At 66.6% G+C, this 293-nt stretch carries 1 protein-coding gene; it reads right to left on the reverse strand.

The window, feature by feature from the left end; translation table 11 throughout:
- On the reverse strand, positions 1–293 hold a 293-nt coding region (locus ACR9ZJ_RS19430), incomplete at both ends, for a protein phosphatase 2C domain-containing protein (protein ID WP_481288696.1).

Genomic DNA, 293 nt, shown 5'->3' on the forward strand with positions numbered 1-293 from the left:
GAGCACGCCCGAAGCCACCGGCGTCGCCACGCCGAAGCGCGTCTCGTCACCGCGATCGCCGTGCACGTGATCGCGCGTGAGGAGCCGCAGGCGTCCTTCTTCGTAGCAGTACGCCCGGCTGTCGCCCACCCAGCCACACAACACCATGTCGCGGGTGTGCACGAGTACCACCACCGTCGAGGCGATCGCATCGACACGGCGTTCGCGCGCGACCGAACGCAACGTCCGGTTCACACGCTGGAGTTCGTCCTCGATCGCATCGATGAAATCGGTGACGTCGTCGATTCGCGGCA

The sequence above is a fragment of the Luteibacter sp. KNZ12-1A genome, from assembly GCF_056755675.1.